Annotated in this window: 12 protein-coding genes; 10 read left to right on the top strand and 2 right to left on the bottom strand. The window is 72.8% G+C overall.

The features are described 5' to 3' along the window. Positions 1-114 precede the first annotated feature (114 nt). The 8 genes from ACZ63F_RS22170 to ACZ63F_RS22135 all read left to right on the top strand — a co-directional run bounded on the left by ACZ63F_RS22170 (position 115) and on the right by ACZ63F_RS22135 (position 13,444). On the top strand, positions 115-1,491 hold the full coding sequence (locus ACZ63F_RS22170; RefSeq protein WP_469713142.1) for an ABC transporter substrate-binding protein: 1,377 nt from the start codon (positions 115-117) through the stop codon (positions 1,489-1,491). A gap of 7 nt (positions 1,492-1,498) precedes the next feature. Further along, positions 1,499-2,830 carry a carbohydrate ABC transporter permease gene (locus ACZ63F_RS22165; protein WP_469713140.1) on the top strand — a complete coding sequence of 444 codons (1,332 nt, stop codon included), beginning with the start codon at positions 1,499-1,501 and terminating at the stop codon, positions 2,828-2,830. After that, a complete protein-coding gene (locus tag ACZ63F_RS22160) occupies positions 2,827-3,666 on the top strand; it encodes a carbohydrate ABC transporter permease (RefSeq protein ID WP_352365169.1) in 840 nt (279 codons plus the stop codon). The genes ACZ63F_RS22165 and ACZ63F_RS22160 overlap by 4 nt, the downstream gene beginning before the upstream one ends. Positions 3,667-3,821: 155 nt before the next feature. Continuing rightward, complete coding sequence (locus ACZ63F_RS22155) at positions 3,822-6,083, top strand: bifunctional glycosyltransferase/CDP-glycerol:glycerophosphate glycerophosphotransferase (RefSeq protein WP_469713138.1); 2,262 nt, start codon at positions 3,822-3,824, stop codon at positions 6,081-6,083. A 124-nt stretch (positions 6,084-6,207) separates the two neighbouring features. Next, a complete protein-coding gene (locus tag ACZ63F_RS22150; RefSeq protein WP_469713136.1) occupies positions 6,208-8,400 on the top strand; it encodes a bifunctional glycosyltransferase family 2 protein/CDP-glycerol:glycerophosphate glycerophosphotransferase in 2,193 nt (730 codons plus the stop codon). A 2-nt stretch (positions 8,401-8,402) separates the two neighbouring features. Further along, entirely contained in the window at positions 8,403-10,610 is a 2,208-nt protein-coding gene (locus ACZ63F_RS22145; RefSeq protein WP_469713134.1) for a bifunctional glycosyltransferase/CDP-glycerol:glycerophosphate glycerophosphotransferase, read from the top strand. After that, on the top strand, positions 10,607-11,905 hold the full coding sequence (locus ACZ63F_RS22140; protein ID WP_469713131.1) for a hypothetical protein: 1,299 nt from the start codon (positions 10,607-10,609) through the stop codon (positions 11,903-11,905). The genes ACZ63F_RS22145 and ACZ63F_RS22140 overlap by 4 nt, the downstream gene beginning before the upstream one ends. A gap of 72 nt (positions 11,906-11,977) precedes the next feature. After that, positions 11,978-13,444: a hypothetical protein gene (locus tag ACZ63F_RS22135; RefSeq protein WP_469713130.1), complete on the top strand. Its 1,467-nt coding sequence runs from the start codon at positions 11,978-11,980 to the stop codon at positions 13,442-13,444. On the opposite strand, the gene ACZ63F_RS22130 is transcribed toward ACZ63F_RS22135, so the two are convergent. Then, positions 13,434-13,850 (bottom strand): organic hydroperoxide resistance protein, encoded by a 417-nt coding sequence (locus tag ACZ63F_RS22130; RefSeq protein ID WP_362586111.1) that lies wholly within the window; start codon positions 13,848-13,850, stop codon positions 13,434-13,436. The genes ACZ63F_RS22135 and ACZ63F_RS22130 overlap by 11 nt on opposite strands. Before the next feature lie 135 nt (positions 13,851-13,985). On the opposite strand from ACZ63F_RS22130, the gene ACZ63F_RS22125 reads away from it, so the two are divergent. Beyond that, a complete protein-coding gene (locus tag ACZ63F_RS22125) occupies positions 13,986-14,495 on the top strand; it encodes a MarR family winged helix-turn-helix transcriptional regulator (RefSeq protein WP_469713129.1) in 510 nt (169 codons plus the stop codon). Here ACZ63F_RS22125 and ACZ63F_RS22120 read toward each other — a convergent pair. Beyond that, positions 14,492-16,057 carry a glycosyltransferase family 39 protein gene (locus tag ACZ63F_RS22120; RefSeq protein ID WP_469713128.1) on the bottom strand — a complete coding sequence of 522 codons (1,566 nt, stop codon included), beginning with the start codon at positions 16,055-16,057 and terminating at the stop codon, positions 14,492-14,494. The two genes, ACZ63F_RS22125 and ACZ63F_RS22120, sit on opposite strands and share 4 nt — an antisense overlap. Before the next feature lie 397 nt (positions 16,058-16,454). Here ACZ63F_RS22120 and ACZ63F_RS22115 point away from each other — a divergent pair, with 397 nt between their 5' ends. Then, the gene (locus ACZ63F_RS22115; protein ID WP_469713559.1) at positions 16,455-17,672 is read left to right on the top strand and encodes a glycosyltransferase 87 family protein; all 1,218 of its coding nucleotides are present in this window, start codon (positions 16,455-16,457) and stop codon (positions 17,670-17,672) included. Positions 17,673-17,714 lie beyond the last annotated feature (42 nt).

Below are 17,714 nucleotides of genomic sequence, written 5' to 3'. Positions count from 1 at the left end.
ACGATCCCCCGCGCTGACCTGTCGGCACACTTGCCGCGTGCGCGGCCCCCGCGTACACCGGAGCGCACGGGACAGAGTTCTGACGTTCAACGAAGAACGACGAACGGGGAAGTGATGCGCGCTAACAGCAGCACCATCCGGACACACAGGGCCATCGCCACACTCGCCGCCCTGCTCGCGGGATCCCTCGCACTGGCCGCGTGCGGAAGCAACGACAAGAAGTCCGACGGCGGCACCGGCACCGGCGCCACCCAGTCCAGCACCCTCAGCCTCCCGAAGCTCGACGGCACCACCCTCGAAGTGGCCGCCGTCTGGACCGGGCAGGAGCAGAAGAACTTCAAGCAGGTGCTCGCGGAGTTCGAGAAGCGCACCGGCGCGAAGGTCACCTTCGTGCCCGCCCAGGATCCGATCATCAACTTCCTGGGGTCGAAGATCGCGGGCGGCCAGCCGCCGGACATCGCGCTGCTGCCGCAGCCCGGCGCGATCAAGCAGGCCGTGCAGAAGGGCTGGGCGAAGCCGCTGAGCGCCGACACGGTCACGGAAGTGCAGAAGAACTACTCGCAGGGCTGGCAGGACATCGGCAAGGTCGGCGGCAAGCAGTACGGCGTCTATTACAAGGCCGCCAACAAGTCGCTGATCTGGTACAACGCGAAGGTCTTCGAGAACGCGGGCGCCAAGGAGCCCAAGACCTGGCAGGACCTGCTGACGACGGCGCAGGCGGTGTACGACTCGGGCGTCACCCCGTTCTCGGTCGGCGGCGCCGACGGCTGGACGCTGACCGACTGGTTCGAGAACGTCTATCTCTCCCAGGCGGGCCCGGAGAAGTACGACCAGCTCGCCCAGCACAAGATCAAGTGGACCGACCCGTCGGTGAAGCAGGCGCTGACCACACTGGCCCAGGTCTGGGGCAAGAAGGGGTACGTCGCGGGCAACGCGTCCGGCGCGCTGCAGACGGAGTTCCCGGCCTCGGTCACCCAGACCTTCACCGGCGGCGACCAGCCGAAGGCGGCCATGGTGTACGAGGGCGACTTCGTGCAGGTCAACATCGGCGAGACCAAGGCGAAGGTGGGCACGGACGCCAAGGTGTTCCCGTTCCCGTCGGTCGGCTCCACGGCCCCCGTGGTCTCCGGCGGTGACGCGGCGGTGATCTTCAAGGACTCCAAGGGCGCCCAGGCGCTGGCGAAGTTCCTGGCCTCCCCGGACGCGGCGACGATCCAGGCGAAGCTCGGCGGCTACCTCTCGCCCAACAAGAGCGTGCCGAACTCGGCGTACCCGAACGAGGTGCAGCGCACGATCGCCAAGTCGCTGATCGCGTCCGGTGACGACTTCCGCTTCGACATGTCCGACCAGGCCCCGCAGGCGTTCGGCGGCACCCCGGGCAAGGGCGAGTGGAAGGACCTCCAGGACTTCCTGCAGAACCCGACGGACGTCGCGGGCACCCAGGCGAAACTGGAGAAGGACGCGGCGGCCGCCTACGGCAGCGGAAGCTGACCCGGCGATGGCCGCACCCTCGACCACGGCCCCCGCTCCACCGGGCCGCCGCAGAAGCGTGACCGGCACCCGCAGGAGCGTGGCGGTTCTCTTCCTCCTGCCCGCCCTGGTGCTGCTCGGCGCGCTCGTGGTCTACCCGATCGGGTACTCGCTGATCCGCAGCTTCTACAACGCGAACGGGGACGGGTTCGCCGGCTTCGACAACTACAAGGCGATCTTCACGGACGACGGCATCCGCACCGCCCTGAAGAACAACGTCATCTGGGTGGTGTTCGCGCCGACCGTCTCCACGGCCCTCGGCCTGATCTTCGCGGTGCTGACCGAACGGGTCCGCTGGGGCACGGCGTTCAAGCTGGTCGTCTTCATGCCGATGGCGATCTCGATGCTGGCCGCCGGGATCATCTTCCGCCTCGTCTACGACCAGGACCCGGACAAGGGCGTCGCCAACGCGGTCTGGGTCGGTGTCCACGACACCTTCGCCCAGTCCTCCGCGTTCCCGAACGCCCACCCCGGCCGCGAGTCACCCCTCAAGCCGGACCGGGGCGGCTTCATCACGGCGGCGACCGTCCACACCGGGCAGGCCGTCACCCTCCCGCTCGTCGGCGTCGCCCCCGACCAGATGCCCGACGGCGCGAAGAAGGCCGTGGCGGCGAAGGCCGACCCGGGGAAGATCACCGGCACCGCCTGGCAGGACTTCACCCGCGGCAAGGGCGTCGGCACCCTCGGCGCCCCCGACCCGTCCGAACTCGGCTACGACGGGATGCGGATCGAGGCGGTGAAGAACGGCAAGGTGGTGGCGTCGACGAAGGCGGCGGCCGACGGCACCTTCACGCTGCCCGCGGCGGCCGACGGGGCACAGCTACGGCTGCCCGCGAGCAACTTCAAACAGCCCTACAACGGCGTCGACTGGCTCGGCCCGTCCCTCGTCACCCCGGCCATCATCGGGTCGTACGTGTGGATGTGGGCCGGCTTCGCGATGGTGCTGATCGCGGCCGGTCTGGCCGGGGTGCCCCGGGAGCTCCTGGAGGCCGCGCGGGTCGACGGGGCGACGGAGTGGCAGGTGTTCCGCAAGGTCACCGTGCCGCTGCTCGCACCGGTCCTGGCGGTGGTCACCGTCACCCTGATGATCAACGTGCTGAAGGTCTTCGACCTCGTGTACATCATCGCGCCGGGCTCCTCGCAGGACGACGCGAACGTGCTGGCCCTGGAGCTGTACCGCAAGGGCTTCTCGGAGGGCCAGCCGGGCATCGCGAGCGCGATCGCGGTGTTCCTGCTGCTGCTCGTGATCCCGGTGATGTGGTTCAACGTGCGCAGGCTGCGGCGGGAGGAGCGGCGATGAGCTGGCTGCTGGACAAGATCAACGGCGGTCTGGTGCGCGTCTTCCTGATCGTCGTCGCGCTGTTCTGGCTGGTGCCGACGATCGGGTTGCTCGCCTCCTCGCTCCGGTCTCCGGACGACATGAGTGCGAGCGGCTGGTGGCACGTCTTCAGCAAGCCGTCCCAGCTGACGTTCGACAGCTACCAGAAGCTCCTGGAGAACAGTGACATCACCAGCTCCCTCTGGAACACGGTCCTGATCACCGTCCCGGCGACGGTCCTGGTCGTGATCATCGGGGCGCTGGCCGGTTACGCGTTCGCGTGGATGGAGTTCCCGGGCCGGGACTGGTGGTTCCTGGTCGTGGTCAGTCTCCTGGTCGTGCCCGTCCAGGTCGCGCTGATCCCGATCGCCGAACTCTTCGGGAAGATCGGCCTGTTCGGGACGATCTTCGGGGTGATCCTCTTCCACGTCGGCTTCGGGCTGCCGTTCGCGGTGTTCCTGCTGCGGAACTTCTTCGCGGAGATCCCGCGCGAGCTGCTGGAGGCGGCCCGCCTCGACGGCGCCGGTGAACTGCGGCTGTTCACACGGGTGGTGATGCCGCTCGGCGGGCCGGCGATCGCGAGTCTGGGCATCTTCCAGTTCCTGTGGGTGTGGAACGACATGCTGGTCGCGCTGGTGTTCACCAAGTCGGGCACCCAGCCGATCACGGTCGCGCTGCAGACCCAGGTGCGCCAGTTCGGCAACAACGTCGACGTCCTCGCGCCCGGTGCCTTCATCTCCATGGTGATCCCGCTGGCGGTGTTCTTCGCGTTCCAGCGGCAGTTCGTGTCCGGGGTGATGGCGGGCGCGGTCAAATAACCGCACAAAGGGTCGTCAGCAGGGGCGGGCCGGCCACCGGCTCGCCCCCGCCCGTTCACGGAACGTAACCCACATGACGTAACGAACCGTAACCAAATCATTCCATTGGCCGTTCCCGGGCAGAACGCCCGCGCCGACCGACCCATGGATGCCCCTTGCCCAGGTTCAGTGTCATTGTCCCCGCGTACCAGGTCCAGGCGTATCTGCCCGAGTGCCTGGACTCGGTGCTCTCGCAGTCGTACCCCGATCTGGAACTGATCGCCGTGGACGACTGCTCGCCGGACGCCTGCGGCACGATCATCGACGAGTACGCGGCCCGGGACGCGCGCGTGCAGGCCCTGCACCTGCCGGAGAACCAGGGCCTGGGCGGGGCCCGCAACGCCGGGACGGCTCGGGCGCGCGGCGACTACCTGCTCTTCCTGGACGGCGACGACACACTGACGCCGGACGCGCTGCGGGCGATCGCCGACCGGATCAAGGAGACGGGTGATCCGGACCTGCTCGTGTACGACTACGCGCGGACGTTCTGGACCGGCCGGGCGGAGCGCAACAAGCTCGCGGCGCAGCTGGCCGAGGAGGGTCCGGCGCCCTTCCGGCTCGCGGACCGGCCCGGTCTGCTCCGCGTGCTCATGGTGGCCTGGAACAAGGCGTACCGGCGGGAGTTCGTCGAGGAGAACGACCTGGTCTTCCCGCCCGGCTTCTACGAGGACACGCCGTGGACCTACCCGGCCCTGCTGACCGCGAGGTCGATCGCGACCCTCGACCGGGTCTGTGTGCACTACCGGCAGCGGCGCCAGGGCAGCATCCTCGGCACCACCAGCCGCAGGCACTTCGACATCTTCGAACAGTACGACCGGGTCTTCGCGTTCCTCGCCGAGCGGCCCGAACTTGCGAGCTGGCAGCCGGTGTTGTTCCGCCGCATGGTCGACCACTTCACCACGGTGTTCACCAGCCGGAACCGGCTTCCGAAGGGCAGCCGCGGGGAGTTCCTGCGCACGGCCCGCGCCCACTACCGGCGTTACCGGACGGGCGGCTCGAACGTCCCGCTCCGCACCCGGCTCCGCCACGGCCTCGTCCACTACGGCCTGCACCGCACCTACGGCGCCCTGCAGGGGGCGATGTCCGCCCGCCGCCGTGCGGTCAAGGCCGGCGTGAAGTCCCTCCGCGGTCTGCGCTCGGCCCTGCTCCAGCTGCACTACCGGATCCAGCTGCGTCTCCCGCTGCGTGCCGACCGCGCGGTCTTCGCCGCCTACTGGAACCGTGGGCACGGCTGCAATCCGGGTGCGCTGGAGGCGGCGTTCCGCGCCCACGCCCCGCACGTCCGCACGGCCTGGATCGCCCGCCCTGAACACCACCACACGATCCCGCCGGGCCCGCGCCGGCTGCGGCCGGGCACCTTCGCCTACTGGACGGCGCTGGCCCGCTCCAAGTACCTGGTCAACAACGTCAACTTCGACCGGCGGCTGAAGAAGCGCCCGGGCCAGGTGTTCGTGCAGACCCAGCACGGCACCCCGCTCAAGCACATGGGCCTCGACCTCCAGGAACGCCCGGCGGCGGCCGCGGGCATGGACTTCGAGGAGTTGCTCCGGGGCGTCGACAAGTGGGACTACGTCCTGTCCGCCAACCGCCACACCACCCTGACCTGGGAGCGCGTCTATCCCGGCGGATACCGGACCCTCGAATTCGGCTACCCGCGCAACGACGTCTTCCAGTCGGCCACCTCGGCCGACGTCACCCGGATCCGGGAGTCGCTCGGCGTCCCCGAGGGCGCGGTCGCCCTCCTGTACGCCCCCACCCACCGCGACTACCGGCGCACCCAGCGGCCGGCCCTCGACCTGGACCGGATCGTGCGCCGCCTCGGCCCGCGCTTCGTGATCCTGGCCCGCGCCCACTACTGGAACGGCGGCCAGTTCGCGTCCGGGACCCGGGTGATCGACGTCAGCGACCACCCCAGCGTGGAGTCGCTCTGCCTGGCCGCGGACGCGCTGGTCACCGACTACTCCTCCCTGATGTTCGACTACGCCAACCTGGACCGGCCGATCGTCGTGCACACCGAGGACTGGGACGCCTACAGCGCGGCCCGCGGCACCTACTTCGACCTGCGCTCCAGCCCGCCGGGTGCGGTCGCCCGCACCGAGGACGAGCTGATCGACATCTTCGCCAGCGGCCACTGGCGCGGCTCCCGCTCCGCCCAGCTGCGCGCCGCGTTCCGCGAGCGGTTCTGCCCGTACGACGACGGGCGGGCCGCCGAGCGGGTCGTACGGCACGTGGTGCTCGGGGAGACGGCCGGGCTGCCGGAGTTCGTCCCGCTGGCGGACCGGCACCCGGTGCCCTCGGCGGCCGCGGGGCTCGCCCACCCCCCGCTGGCCACCGTTCCGCAACCTTCCGGACATCTGCCCGTCACCGAGAGCCGTTGATCGCCGTTTGCCTTGCAGGGAGCTCTCTCATGCCCCCCAACACCTCGCGGCCCACCCCGTCCCGGCCGTCCACCTGGCGGCCGACGGGAAGGCCGGGCCGCATGCACCCCTGAGAAAGAGCAGCATGCCCCGCTTCAGCATCATCGTCCCGTCCCACGGGGTCGCCGGCCGGCTGTCCCAGGCACTGGACTCTGTCCTCGCCCAGTCCTTCGGCGACCTGGAGCTGATCCCGGTCTGCGACGCGCCCGACGCCCCGGCCGCCTCGGTCGCCGCCGCCTACGCCGAACGGGACTCCCGGGTGACCCCGGTGCACTCCCCGCCCTCCGCCGGGCTGAGCGGGGCCCGGAACACCGGGATGCGGGCGGCGCACGGCACGTACCTGCTCTTCCTCGACGGCGACGACGTCCTGGTCCCGGGCGCGCTGGCGCTGCTGGACGCCCGGCTCGCCGAGACCGGTGACGTGGACGTCCTGTACGCCGAGCACGAGCGCGCCCCCTGGTGGGAGGGCGAGCCGGGCAACCCCGCGGCGCCCTTGCTGGCGGGCGTCCCGAGCGGCGCGTTCGCCCCGGACCGGGCGCCGCGGCTGACCGGCGTGGCCCTGCCGGCCTGGAGCGCGGTCTACCGCCGGTCCTTCCTCACCGAGCGGCGGCTGAGCTTTCCGGACGGGCACTTCACGGACCTCGGCTGGGGCGGGCTGACCACCGTCGCCGCCGAGCGGATCGCGGTGCTGCGCTCGGTGGTCGTACGGCACCGGCTGCGCCGGCAGGGCAGCCGGCTCAACCTGCCGGGGCCGCACCAGCACGAACTCCTCGACCAGGCGGAGCTGGTCCTCGAGCGCGCCGCCGCACTGCGGGGCGACCGGGCACGGGCGTTGTTCGAGCAGGTCTTCGCGGTGGTGCTGCGGACGGCCGCGCGGCCTGAGCGGATGCCGTCCGGGCACCGGGCGTTCTTCCGGCGGGCGGCCCGGCTGCACCGCGCGCACCGCCCCGAGGGGTTCCGGATGCCCGGCGGGAGCGTGGGTGTCCAGCACCGGCTGCTCGCGGCGGGCGCGTACACGGCGTTCCGCGCGCTGCGCGGCGCCAACCGGATCGCGGCCGGCGCCGCCGGACGGCTGCCGCGCCCGCACCTGCCGCTCACCCGGCTGCGGTACGCCCTCGATCTGCGCCGCCCGCTGGACCCGAACCTCGCCGTGTACTGCGCGTACTGGGGGCGCGGCTACGTCTGCAACCCGGCCGCGATCCACGCCGTGGCCCGCGAACTCGCCCCGCACCTCCACTCGGTGTTCCTGGTCGAGGCCGGCCAGGAACACAGCGTGCCGGACGACGTCGAGTCCGTGGTGATCGGCAGCCGCCGGTACTGGGAGGTGCTGGCCCGCGCCAAGTACCTGGTCAACAACGCCAACTTCGCCGAAGGCGTCGTCAAACGGCCCGGCAGCGTCCACGTGCAGACGCAGCACGGCACCCCGCTGAAGAAGATGGGCGTCGACCAGTCGACGTACCCGGTGGTCGCGGCACAGACCGGCAGCTTCACCAAGCTGCTGGGCCGCGTCGACCGCTGGGACTTCAACCTCTCCTCCAACCGCCACTCCACCCAGACCTGGGAACGCGCCTTCCCCGGCTCCTACCAGACCCTGGAGTACGGCTATCCGCGCAACGACGTCTACTACACGGCCTCCGGTCACGACGTGGTCCGGGCCCGCCGCAGGCTGGGTGTCCCCGACGGCAGGACGGCCGTGCTGTACGCCCCCACCCACCGCGACCACCACACCGGCTTCGAACCCGGCCTCGACCTGGAGGCGTTCTGCGAGGCGGCCGGCGAGGACGTCGTCGTGCTGCTGCGCGCGCACTACTTCTACGACCGGGGCCGTGCGGCGGGCACCGGCCGGGTCATCGACGTCACCGCGCACCGCTGTGCCGAGGACGTCTGCCTGGCCGCGGACGCGCTGATCACCGACTACTCCTCCATCATGTTCGACTACGCCAACCTGGACCGGCCGATCGTGATCTACGCCGACGACTGGGAGGTCTACCGGCAGACCCGGGGCGTCTGCTTCGACCTGATGGCCGAGCCGCCGGGCCCGGTCGCCCACACCCCCGAGGAACTGGCCCGGATCTTCCGCGACGGCTCCTACCGGGGCCCGGAGTCCCGGCGGCTGCGCGCCGAGTTCCGTTCCCGGTACTGCCAGTTCGACGACGGCCTGGCCGCCGAGCGGGTGGTACGGCGGGTGTTCCTCGGCCGGCCGCCGGAGGAGATCCCGAAGGTGATCCCGCTCGCCGAACGCCTGCCCGCCCCGGCCGTGACCCTCGTCAGGAGCTGACCGTGCCCCGACTCAGTGTGATCGTCCCCTGTTTCAAGGTGCAGGGCTTCCTCCGCGAGTGCCTCGACTCGGTCCTGGAGCAGTCCTTCCACGACATCGAGGTGATCGCCGTCGACGACCGCTCCCCGGACGGCAGCGGTGCGATCCTCGACGAGTACGCGGCCCGCGACCCGCGCCTGAGGGTCCTGCACCTGCCCGAGAACGTCGGCCTCGGCCGCGCCCGCAACGCCGCGCTCCCGTACGCCACCGGTGACTTCCTCCTCTTCCTCGACAGTGACGACACCCTCACGCCGGGCGCGCTGCACGCGGTGGCCGACCGGCTGGCGGAGGCCGGCGACCCGGACGTGCTGGTCTTCGACTACGCGCGCACCTACTGGTGGGGCGGGACCCGGCGCAACGCCCTGGCGGAGGTGCTCGGTGCCACCGACGGCGTCTTCACGGCGGCCGAACGTCCTGAGATCCTCGATCTGTTGATGGTGGTGTGGAACAAGGCCTACCGGCGTGACTTCGTCGAGGAGAACGGCTTCCGGTTCCCGCCGGGCTACTACGAGGACACCCCCTGGACCTTCCCGGTCATGCTCAGCGCGGGCCGGATCGCCACCCTCGACCGGATCTGCGTCAACTACCGCCAGCGCCGGCAGGGCAGCATCCTGTCCACCACCAGCCGCAAGCACTTCGACGTCCACGAGCAGTACAAGCGGGTCTTCGCCTTCGTCGACGCCCACCCCGAGCTGGCCGGCTGGCGGCCCTGCCTGCACCGGAGGATGGGCGAGCACTGCCTGGACATCCTCGCCAAGCCGGACCGGCTGCCGCCCGCCGCCAGGGCCGAGTTCTTCCGGCGGACGGCGGAGCTGTACCGGGCGTTCCGGCCGGTGGGGGCCGTTGCCGGTGACCTCGGTGACCTTGACGCGCTGACGGGGTCGTACGCGTCGTACCGGCTGCGGGAGCAGGCCGGGCGGGCCGGACGGGCGGCCGGCAGGCAGGCGCTGCGGGTGCGGCGGGCGGCGGCGGTCCGGGCCCGGCGGGCGCTGACCGGGCTCCGCGGCCGAGGCCCGCTGGACGAGGACCTGGTCCTGTACTCGGCGGCCTCGCACCAGGGGCTGCGCGGCGACCCGGCGGCGGTGTACCGGGCGGCCCTGGAGATCGCCCCGCGGCTGCGCGGCGTCTGGGTGGTGCGGGACGCACAGGTCGCGGCGGAGCTGCCGGCCGGCGTCGACCACGTACTGCTGGACTCCCCGGAGTACCTGCGGCTGACCGCCCGCGCGAAGTTCTTCGTCAACGACGTCAACTGGCCCGGCACGCTGGTGAAACGGCCCGGCAGCGTGCACGTCCACACCCACCGGGGCACCCCGCTCAAGTACCTGGGCGCCGACCTGCTGGGCAAGCCCGGCGCCCGGCTCGGTCTCGACGTGCCGCAGATGCTGCGCCGGGCCGACCGCTGGGACCACAGCCTGGTCGCCAACCGCCACTCGGAGCTGGTGTGGGAGCGGGCCTACCCCTGTCACTTCGCCTCGGCCCGCACCGGCAGCCCGCGCAACGACGTCCTGGTTGCGGGCGGCCCGACGGAGTTCCGGGCCCGGCACGGCATTCCGGCCGACCACACCGTGGTGCTCTACGCGCCGACCCGCCGCGACTACGTCCGGGGCGGCCACGTCGACCGGATCGACCTGGCCCGGTTCGCCGCCGACCTCGGGGAGGGGCACACGCTGGTGGTCCGGCTGCATCCGGCCCTCGCCACCGGTCCGGCGCGCGGGCTGGGCCTGGCCGAACTGCACCGGCGCGGCATCGTGGTCGACGCGACCGGCGAACCGCACGCCGAGGAGGTCATGCTGGCCTCGGACGTACTGGTCACCGACTACTCGTCGATCATGTTCGACTACGCCAACCTGGACCGGCCGATCGTCGTGCACGCCGACGACTGGCCCACGTTCACCGCGAGCCGGGGCGCCTATCTCGACATCACCGCCGAGGCGCCGGGCCATGTCTCGCGCTCCTACCGGGAGCTGGCGTGGCTGTTCGCCTCGGGCGGCTGGCGGGACGAGGAGTCGGCGCGGCTGCGGGCCGACTTCCGGTCCCGGTTCTGCGAGTTCGACGACGGCAGGGCCGCCGAACGGGTCGTACGGACGCTGCTGCTCGGCGAGGCGATGCCGGAGCCGCCGGGCCGGGTGCCCGGTCCGGCCGGTGCGCGTGACCTGCTGGCGTCGACGTGAGACCGCGCACCTGGGTGCTGGTGCTGGCCGCCGTCTTCGCCCTGCTGCAACTCGCCGATGTCACCGGCCGGGACACGCCGGACTCCAAGAACTACGTGTCGTACGCGCTGACCCTCGCCGGGGCGGGCCAGCGGGAGGCGGCGGCCCGGACGGTGGACTGGGTGTGCGCCGGCAAGGCGTCGGCGGCGGAGCGCGCGCGGCGCGTGGACGTGCTGCGCTTCCACGCGCCGAGTCCGGCGGGCCGGGTGTTCGCCGCGTGCCGGGCCGGTGAACTGCGCCGGGTGGAGCGGCGGTTGCGGGCCGGGGGTGCGCAGACGGACGGGCACGTCGTGCCGTTCGTGGCCCCCCGGCTGCGGCGGATCTTCGAGGTGCGGCCGGGGTATCCGGTGTTCCTGGTGCCGTTCGTCACCGCGTTCGGGGTGACGTGGGGGGTGTGGCTGGCGAGTGTGCTGGTCGCGGGCGCGGGCGGGGTGCTGGCGTTCCTGGTGCTGCGGACGGTGTCCGTGCCGGTGCCGCTCGCGCTGACCGGGCAGGGCCTGTACTACGTCCTGCCGGTCGGCACGACCGCGATGCGGCCGATGGCGGAGGGCCTGATGCTGGCCCTGACCCTGACGGCGCTGTGGGGGTGCGCGCTGGTCCTGACCGGGCGGGTGAAGGCGGGGACGGCGTCGGCGGCGGGCGCGTTGCTCGCGCTGTTCGCCGTGAAGCACTCGCAGGCGCTCTTTCTCGGTGCGTGCCTGGCCGGGGCCGCGGCGGTGGTCGCGTTGTGGCGGCGCCGCGGGCACGCGCGCAGTCCCGGCGGCGGACGGAGTCCCGGGCGCGGGGTGGCCGCGATCGCGGTGGTGGGGTGCGGGGCGGTGGCGGGCACCCTGCTCCTGGCCCGGCTGCTGCGCTACCCCTCCGAGGCGGAGAGCGTGCAGGACCTGCTGACCGGCCACTACACCCACCCGGACCGGGCCCACCCGTGGCGGGAGTTCCTCCATCTGGAGTTCGGCTTCTGGGTGGAGTGGCTGCGGCGGCAGCTGACGGAGCCGCTGTTCCCGGCCCTGCTGGCGGCCGGGGCGTGGGGAGCGCGACGGCGGCCCGCCTTCGGTGTCTTCCTGCTGGCGGCCGCCGGAACCGGCATCCTCACCCAGGCCGCGCACCCCGACATCACCGTCTTCGGCGACCGGATGATCGTGCTGGCGTGGCTGCTGCCCGTGGTGGGCGTGCCGCTGCTCCTCGAGCCGCTGGTGCGCAGGCCGGTCCCGGTTCCCGTGCAGGGGCCGGCCAGGGCGGTCGGTGTCACTCGATGAGGTGATGGACGGCAGCGCGGCCGGGGCGGACGGGAACACTTGGCAAATGGTCCGTCCCGTCCGTTTCCTCCGGTGAGCACCGGCGCCCTGCTCCGGCGCGCCACGCCCGGCTGCGCCGCCCTGCGCGGCGGCCGCGCCCGCAGGCTCACCCCGTACCAGGTCTTCGGCTTGCTGTTCTGGCTGCTGATGACCCTGGCGTACTGGCGGGTGCCGCCCTGCTGCGAGGCCGGACTGCACGCGGCGGCGGTGGCCCGGCTGCGGGCCGGCCTGACGGACACCGCCGTCTCCCCCTACGTCCTGGCCCAGGGCGCGCTCGCCCGGCTGACCGGGCTGACGGGGTGGCAGCTGCTGCGGGTGTGCGGTCCGCTCCATCTGCTGGTCCTGCTGACGGGCCTCGGCCGGCTGGTCCGCGTCCTCACCCCGCGCCCGTGGGCGCCGGTGCTGGCGCTGGGCTTCGTGTCCGTGCTGTGGGGCACGCGGCCGGCGTGGGGCGGCGGCTCGCTGGCCCTGCTGCCGCTGACCGGCAGCCTCGGCTACCCGTCCGCGTTCGCCCTCGGCCTGACCCTGTGGGCCTGGGCCCTGACCGGTGCCCGCGCCCGCGATCTGCGCCGGGTGCGCTATGTCGGCCCGAGCGGCCTGCGCAGCCTGTCCGGCTACGCGGCGCTCGGCCTGCTGTACGGGACGGTGGCGCTGGTCGACCCGGTGACCGGGGTGGGCGCGGCGGCCGGGGCGGTGGCGTTCGTGGCGGGCTGGCAGCGGGGGTGGCGGGCCGCGGTGTGGGGACGGTGGGCGCTGTTGTGCGCGGTGGCGGCGGCCGTGCTCGCCTTGGGGACGCACGCGCGCGTGCTGCCGCCGTCGGCGTACGGGTCGTACACCGGCCTGGGCGGGTGGGCCGGCCAGTGCTGGCTGGCGCTGCTCGGGCTCCCGGCGCTGTGGCTGCGGGCCCGGCGGGCGGGCGGGCCGGTGGGCCGGGGGGCGGGTCCCGCGGCCTGGCGTGACCCGCTCGTGCTGCTGTTCGCCCTGGAGTGCCTGGTGCTGGTGTGCGGGCGGCTCGCCGGGCTGCTCGGGCTCGTTCTGCTGGCGCCGCAGTGCGCGCTCGCCCAGGAGCTGGCGGCGGAGCGGCCCTGGTGCGGGTGGCGGTGGATGCTGGGCTGGGCCGCGGCCGGCGGGGTCTGCCTGGGCTTTCTGGGCGCGCAGGCCGGGGCGGTCGTACCGCGCTCGGTGGACCCGGTCGGCTTCGTGCAGCCGCCGCGCTGGCCGTCGTACGACTGGGCGGCCCGGCACATCGGCCCGGGGGAAGCGGTGGTCACGGACGCCTACTACGCCGTGCGGCTGCTCCCCGGGTACGGCATCGCCCTGACCGACGGCCACGACCACCGCCCCCGGGTGCGCTGGCTGCTGCTGACGCGGCAGGAGCGGCTGCCCGCGGGGGCGGTGGTCGTGGACTGGAGCCGGCGAACCGGGGAGGTGCTCGCGCGGCTCACCCGAACGGGTGCGGCGTCGCGGGTACCGCTGGTCACCCGATCGGTTACTCGATGACGAGCTCGACCGGGATGTTGCCCTTGGTGGCCTTGGAGTAGGGGCAGAAGGCGTGGGCCTGGTGGACCAGCTTCTCGCCGGTCTCGTTGGCGAGCGCCTCCGGCAGCTCGACGCGCAGGGTGACCTTGAGCGCGAAGCCGCCGTCGGACTCGTCCTTGCCGATGCCGACCTCGGCGGTGACGGAGATCTCGCCGGTGTCGACCTTGGCCTGGCGGCCGATGGCGCCGAGGGCGCTGGCGAAACAGGCGGCGTAGCCCGCGGCGAAGAGCTGCTCGGGGTTGGTGCCCTGGCCGTTGCCGCCCAGCGCGGGCGGGAACGCCAGCGTGAGGTCCAGCTGGCCGTCCGAGCTGACCGCCCGTCCTTCCCGGCCGGTGGCGGTGGCGGCTGCGGTGTAGATGGCGTCCATCGAAGACCATCCCTCTCGAATTACTCGACGTATCGGTGTCCGGCGGCTCCCGTTCCCGCCGCCCTCACGACCTCAAGTAGAGCACACAATTCAATTGCACACAACTAAATGACCCGCGAGCGCTACGCTTGAGCCATGACCGCGACGACCTCGACCCCCGGCCCCGCCCCGAGCCCCGCCCCGAGCCCCGCCCCCGAGGTGGAGTGGCTCCGCCTGGACCGCCAGATCTGCTTCTCCCTGCACGCGGCCTCCCGCGCCTTCAACGGCGTCTACCGCGTGATCCTCAAGGACCTCGGGCTCACCTACCCGCAGTACCTGGTGATGCTGGTGCTGTGGGAACAGGGCGACCTCCCGGTCAAGAAGCTCGGCGAACACCTGCGTCTCGACTCCGGCACCCTGTCCCCGCTGCTCAAGCGCCTGGAGACGGCGGGCCTGGTGCGCCGCGAACGCAGCACGCACGACGAACGCTCGGTGGAGGTTCGCCTGACGGAGGAGGGCACCGCGCTACGCGAACGGGCCCTGGAGGTGCCGCGGCGGATCGTGGCGGCGACGGGCTTCGACGTGGAGGAGATCCGGAACCTGAAGGAGCGCCTGGACCAGCTGACGGGGACCCTGGACGCGGCGGCCGCCGAGGCGGCCCTCTAGGGGAGCGGGGCTGTCGCCGATGTGCGGCTGCCGCCGCGTGGGCGCGACCAGCCCCCACCGGCCTGCAGTGCGGACTCGGATGCACCCACCCGGATCGGCCGCACGTACAACCGCAGCGCGATCCGGTCGATCACCATCTCCTCCCGCAACACGAACTGCTGGTTGAGCACGGCCCACTTGGCCCGCTCCGTCGGAAGCCGCGGCCGGTACCCGCTCACCAGCGCGTACTTCTCCATCACGGCCCACACCTCGTCGGCCCCCGCCAACCGGCGCCGCAGCGTCCCCGCCCCCACCTCACGCCCGTACAACGTCCCCGACACCGGCCCCGGCTCGGCCAGTGCCACGTCCCTCGTGGACTTGAAGTCGGCGGGGTACGCGAGTTCCGCCCCGCGCGCGTGGGCCGGCAGGAACAGCACGGGGTCGCCGGGCCGCAGCACGCGGGCCACGGCCGCCGCGACCGCCCCGAGGTCGTCGGGACGGGTGCCCGGCACCCGGTCCGCCCGCAGCAGCGGCACCTGGTGGGTGAAGGCGAGGAGCACCGCCAGGACCCCGGCCAGGGTGAGCGCGGGCGACCGGAGCACCGGCTGTGTGCGGCGGGACCAGAGCCGGCCGAGCACCCGGGCGACCTGGTCCGCGCCGAGCGCCACCAGCAACGGCGCCCCGGCCAGCGCGTACAGCACGTACCGGTCGACGTACAGCGGGGTGAACTGCGAGGCCAGCATCAGGGCCACCGGCGGCAGCACCGCGAGCGGCAGCGCGACCGCCGCGAGGGTCACCTCGCCGCGCCGGCCCACCAGCCGCGTCAGCCCCAGCAGTCCGAGCGCCAGGCACGCCCAGTACACCCGGTCGGTCGGTCCGAGGTACTGGCGCAGCAACTCCTGGGCGGTCTCCACGTCCGGCTCCCGCAGCCAGGCCACCTGGGCCGACTGCCCGCGCGAGACCACGACCATCGGAAGCAGCGACAGCGCCACGCCCCCGGCCGCGCAGCCCCACCTGCGCCACACCCTTCCCGACGAACGGGCCAGCGCCAGGGTTCCCGCGTGCGCGAGCAGCAGCAGGACGGCGAACTCGTGCAGCCAGCAGGTGAGTCCGAGGACGGCGCCGTACCACCACCAGAGCCGGCGCCCCTCCTCCCGCACCGCCCGGACGAGGAGCAGCGTCGCGCCGGTGGCGCCCGCGGCGACCAGGGCGTACGAGCGGCCCTCCTGCGCGTAGTGGCCGACCAGCGGGGTGACCGCGTACAGCAGCCCGGCCCACAGACCGACGCGCGGCCGGGCCAGCCGCATGCCGAGGGCGGCGACCAGGCCCGCGGTGCAGGCCGCCGCGCACACCGAGGGCAGCCGGAGGACGACCTCGCCGGGGTGGCCGGGGTCGGCGGCGAGGACGACGTGCATCAGCAGGTAGTACAGGCCGTGCACGGCGTCGACCTCGTGCAGCAGCCGCCAGATCTGCGGCACCGTGCGCCGGGCGACCTGGTAGGTGACGGCCTCGTCGCGCCACATGCCGCCGCGGTGCAGCCCCCAGCACCCGACGGCGAGCATCACCGCGACCGGGGCGGCCACGGCGAGGAAGCGGGCGGCCCGCGGCCACCGGGGCGGACCGCCGAACGGGCGCGGCCGACTCCGTGGAGCCGGCCGGCTGTCGTCTTCTGTTCGTGTCATAAGCGGATGTGCTTTTACGAGAGGCCCGATACTCACCACGGCCCGATCTTTTGCGATTAGCCAACCTTTGCCGGGTATTGACGGCGTATCGGCATGGATACACCATCCGCGCGGCTTACGCTCGCGGTCGATGAATCGCCACCCGTACACTCCGCTTCCGCGCGTCCCGTTCGCCTCTCCTGTTCGACTCCCGCGTCTGCGCCGCCCGTCCGGCGCCTCGCGTCTCGCCCCGCGGCTCCCCCCGCGCGTCCCGCCGCTCCTCCGCCTCGCCGTCGCCTGGGCCGCCACGCGCGCGCTGATGCTGTGGCTCCTCGCCCACAACAACGAGCGAAGCCTGGGACACGGATCGGTCGCGCGCGAAGTGTGGCGGCTCTACTTCCACTGGTACGGCGTGCTGTCGCACGGCGCGTTCCCGGCGCACGACACGCTGTGGCAGTACCCGCCGGGTGCGGGCGCGGTGCTGCTGGCGCCGGGGCTGGTGCCGGAACTGAGCTACTTCCAGGCGTTCGTGGCGCTCACCCTGGCCACCGACGCCCTGGTCACGGCGGCACTCGCCCGCGCGGGCAGGCGTCCCGGCCGCACCCTGCTCGGTGCGGCCCTGTGGACCGGCGGCCTGCCGCTGCTGCTGCACCTTCCGCTGGCCCGCTACGACGTGGAGGTCACCGCCTTCGCCGTGCTCTCCCTGCTGGCGCTGCAGCGCTCCACGCGCGCGTGCGGTGCGCTCGCGGCTCTGGGCGCGCTGGTGAAGGTGTGGCCGACGCTGGTGCTGCTGGGCCTGGAGCGCGGGCGCCCCACCCGCAGGGCGTGGCTGACCGCGGCCCTGACGGGGACCGTGACCCTGGCCGTCTTCGTGGTGTCGTTCCGCAACCCGCTCGCGTTCCTCCGCCAGCAGGGCGGCCGGGGGGTTCAGATCGAGTCGCTCGGCGGGACCGCGCTGAGCCTCGCGCGGCACGCCGGCTGGCCGGGCACCTCCCGCTACCAGTACGGCGCCATCGAGCTGGTAGGCCCGCACGTGCACGCGGTCGCGACCGCGTCCCTCGCGCTCACCGCGGCCGCCTTCGCACTGCTGCTCGTGTGGCGGATCCGGGCCCGGCACTGGACGCCGGCCACCCCGTACGACGCGGCGCTGAGCGCCGTGCTCCTGTTCACCGTCACCAGCCGGGTGATCAGCCCGCAGTACATGATCTGGCTGCTGGGCCTGGCCGCCGTCTGCCTGACCTCACGGCACACCACCCAGCGCCCGGTCGCCGCGCTGGTCCTGGCGGCGACCGCGCTCAGTGCCGTCGCCTACCCCGCGTTCTACGCCGAGGTCGTCCACTGCACCTGGACCGGCTGCCTGCTGATGCTGGCCCGCAACGGCCTGCTGGCCACCGCCGCCGTACTCTCCCTGACCCGGCTGTGGCGCGCCACCCGCCGCCGCGAGGACACTGCGGGTGTCCGCATGACCGCGGTGCGTCAGGTGGCCCGTCCGCGGATGTCGGCGGCACCTGGTTCACTGAGGAGTGACCGCGGCTGACGAACCCGCGGCGGACGAACACCACGGGCCAACTCACGGAGG

Source organism: Streptomyces sp. NPDC104761 (assembly GCF_055583445.1).
Note: the sequence above shows the minus strand (reverse complement) of the source record. Positions and strands in the feature narration are given on the sequence as shown.

Coding starts and splice junctions, on each gene's coding strand:
- ACZ63F_RS22170 (WP_469713142.1), top strand. CDS start 115: ATGCGCGCTAACAGCAGCACCATCCGGACACACAGGGCCATCGCCACA.
- ACZ63F_RS22130 (WP_362586111.1), bottom strand. CDS start 13,850: ATGGACGCCATCTACACCGCAGCCGCCACCGCCACCGGCCGGGAAGGA.
- ACZ63F_RS22150 (WP_469713136.1), top strand. CDS start 6,208: ATGCCCCGCTTCAGCATCATCGTCCCGTCCCACGGGGTCGCCGGCCGG.
- ACZ63F_RS22160 (WP_352365169.1), top strand. CDS start 2,827: ATGAGCTGGCTGCTGGACAAGATCAACGGCGGTCTGGTGCGCGTCTTC.
- ACZ63F_RS22125 (WP_469713129.1), top strand. CDS start 13,986: ATGACCGCGACGACCTCGACCCCCGGCCCCGCCCCGAGCCCCGCCCCG.
- ACZ63F_RS22165 (WP_469713140.1), top strand. CDS start 1,499: ATGGCCGCACCCTCGACCACGGCCCCCGCTCCACCGGGCCGCCGCAGA.
- ACZ63F_RS22115 (WP_469713559.1), top strand. CDS start 16,455: ATGCTGTGGCTCCTCGCCCACAACAACGAGCGAAGCCTGGGACACGGA.